The sequence below is a fragment of the Candidatus Erwinia dacicola genome, from assembly GCF_001756855.1.
In the GTDB taxonomy this organism is placed as follows: Bacteria; Pseudomonadota; Gammaproteobacteria; order Enterobacterales; family Enterobacteriaceae; genus Erwinia; species Erwinia dacicola.
The window spans coordinates 1-2,426 of sequence record NZ_MAYS01000136.1; the positions used below are offsets into that span (position 1 = coordinate 1).

Consider the following 2,426-nt stretch of genomic DNA (forward strand, 5'->3'; position numbering starts at 1 on the left):
ATATCTGGACGGGGAAACTGCTGGGATAACGCCCCTATGGAGCGGTTCTTCCGGAGCCTGAAGACCGAATGGGTGCCGACGAAGGGCTATAACAGCTTCAGCGAAGCCCAGGGCGCGATAATCCGCTATATAACGGGATATTACAGCGCTATCAGGCCCCACTGGTATAACGGCGGTCTGACGCCCAACGAATCTGAGCGGCTGTACTACTTACAGTCTAATGCTGTGGCCAGTATTAGTTGACCACTACACTGATGTCCGGCAGTACTTTTACCGTTACGCACCACGCCTTCAGTAGCTAAACAGGAGGGACAACTGATGGAAATGGAAGCCACTGAAGCACCTCAAAATCACCATTATACACTAAATCAGTAAGTTGGTAGCATTACCCGGATGGGCTTACTGGCCTGTCTCAACGAGAGAGACTTGGGAAGCATTACCCACGAAAATCTATGCGGCCCAGAACGCGCTAGAATTCCTTTCATGCTCCGGCAAGAGCTTAACCGAATGCCATTGGGTGCCCAGCAGCATGCCATCGGTGCCGACCTTCGTCGCACAGCGATCGTGAGCAACAAAAAACTGCTTAAAGGTAAATCCGTTGGCGCGAAGAATGACCTTCTATTATGACATTTATTTGACTGACCTGAAAGGGAAATGGCGCTAGGATAGGACAATCCGCGATGAAGGAAAAGTTATTAACTCGACACAAACAACAGATGAAGATCGCGCTCAATCAGTCTATAATCAGCGCCCCAAACTGAGGTAGACCATGACTGTAACCACTTTTCCTGAACTTGAACTTGACGAGAGCTTACTGCAAGCCCTGCAGGAGAAAGGCTACACTCGCCCTACTGCCATTCAGGCAGGTGCTATTCCGGCAGCACTGGAGGGTCGCGACGTTCTGGGTTCGGCACCAACCGGTACAGGCAAGACTGCGGCCTACCTGCTGCCTGCGCTGCAACATTTGCTCGACTTCCCGCGTAAGAAGTCCGGCCCGCCGCGCATTTTGATCCTGGCCCCGACGCGTGAACTGGCGATGCAGGTTGCAGACCAAGCGCGTGAGATAGCGAAACATACGCACCTTGATATCGCCACCATCACCGGCGGCGTGGCGTTTATGAACCACGCCGAAGTTTTCAACGAAAACCAGGATATCGTGGTCGCCACGACCGGCCGTCTGCTGCAGTACATTAAAGAAGAGAACTTCGACTGCCTCGCGGTGGAAACGCTAGTGCTGGATGAAGCCGACCGCATGCTGGACATGGGCTTCGTTCAGGATATCGAAACCATCGCCGCCGAAACCCGCTGGCGCAAACAGACGTTACTGTTCTCCGCCACGCTGGAAGGCAAAGCGATCAAAGACTTCGCAGAACGCATCCTGAATGAGCCGATCGAGATTGAAGCCGATCCGGCACGCCGCGAGCGTAAAAAAATCCAGCAGTGGTACTACCGCGCGGACCACATCAAGCATAAAACAGCACTGCTGATCAACCTGATGAAGCAGCCGGAAGTGACCCGTGCCGTGGTGTTCGTGCGCAAGCGCGAGCGTGTGCACGAGCTATGCAGCTGGCTGCGTGAAGCGGGCATCAACACCAGCTACTTGGAGGGGGGGCTGGTGCAGACCAAGCGTAACGAAGCGATCAAACGCGTTGTTGAAGGCCGTGTTAACATCTTGGTGGCCACCGATATCGCCGCACGCGGCATCGACATCGACGATGTCAGCCACGTGTTCAACTTCGATATGCCGGTCACCGCAGATACCTACCTGCATCGTATTGGACGTACCGGTCGCGCAGGCAAAAAAGGCATCGCCATCTCCCTAGTGGAAGCCCACGACAACATATTGCTGGGCCGCATCAGCCGCTACATCAAAGAGCCGCTGAAACCGCGTACCATCGATGAGCTGCGCCCGACCACCCGCGCCCCGAATAAGAAGCTGAAAGGCAAACCGACGAAGAAAGTGCTGGAAAAGCGTAAGCAGCCGAAAGAAAAAGAGAAGGCTGAAGAGAAACCGCGCGCTAAAGAGCGCCATCGCGATACCAAAAACATCGGTAAGCGCCGCAAGCCAAGCGCAGCGAAAACTGACAATGCGGAATAATCACACTGCATAACAAAAAACCTCCTCGAGTGAACTGAACCCCGATAGTTGGACTATTCCCCTATGCGGCTTGCAAGAGTTCTAAATTCCACAGGACTCAGGTCTTGTAGACTTAAACTGTAGATTCAATCTGTCAACGCAACACCCCTTTCAATTATCTCTTTCGGTGTTTTGAGCTTCAGTATGTTTCTCGGTTTGTTGTTTAGCTGAGCTGCAACCTGATCCAGCTCATGTTGAGTATATTGGGCAAGGCATGTCTTTTTGGGAAAGTATTGTCGAATTTATCAGTAAGAGCCTGATTCACTGAGAAAGAATCTTTGCCTCTTAG

Annotated in this window: 2 protein-coding genes and 3 pseudogenes; 2 read left to right on the forward strand and 3 right to left on the reverse strand. The window is 52.6% G+C overall.

Going from position 1 to position 2,426, the window contains the following annotated elements; translation table 11 throughout:
• The coding region (locus BBW68_RS04165; protein WP_148127533.1) for an integrase core domain-containing protein at window positions 1-243 on the forward strand (243 nt) is incomplete at its 5' end.
• An 8-nt stretch (window positions 244-251) separates the two neighbouring features.
• On the opposite strand, the pseudogene BBW68_RS15730 reads toward BBW68_RS04165, so the two are convergent.
• Window positions 252-335 (reverse strand): annotated as a pseudogene (locus BBW68_RS15730) (IS1 family transposase); the annotation flags it as partial.
• Between the two features lie 184 nt (window positions 336-519).
• A pseudogene (locus BBW68_RS20535) lies at window positions 520-667 on the reverse strand (tRNA(1)(Val) (adenine(37)-N(6))-methyltransferase TrmN); the annotation flags it as partial.
• Window positions 668-769: 102 nt separating this feature from the next.
• Here BBW68_RS20535 and srmB point away from each other — a divergent pair.
• On the forward strand, window positions 770-2,098 hold the full coding sequence (srmB, locus tag BBW68_RS04175) for an ATP-dependent RNA helicase SrmB (protein ID WP_070134131.1): 1,329 nt from the start codon (window positions 770-772) through the stop codon (window positions 2,096-2,098).
• A gap of 125 nt (window positions 2,099-2,223) precedes the next feature.
• Here the strand turns inward: srmB and BBW68_RS17575 are convergent.
• Window positions 2,224-2,379 (reverse strand): annotated as a pseudogene (locus BBW68_RS17575) (IS30-like element IS30H family transposase); the annotation flags it as partial.
• Between the last annotated feature and the right edge of the window lie 47 nt (window positions 2,380-2,426).

Coding starts and splice junctions, on each gene's coding strand:
- srmB (WP_070134131.1), top strand. CDS start 770: ATGACTGTAACCACTTTTCCTGAACTTGAACTTGACGAGAGCTTACTG.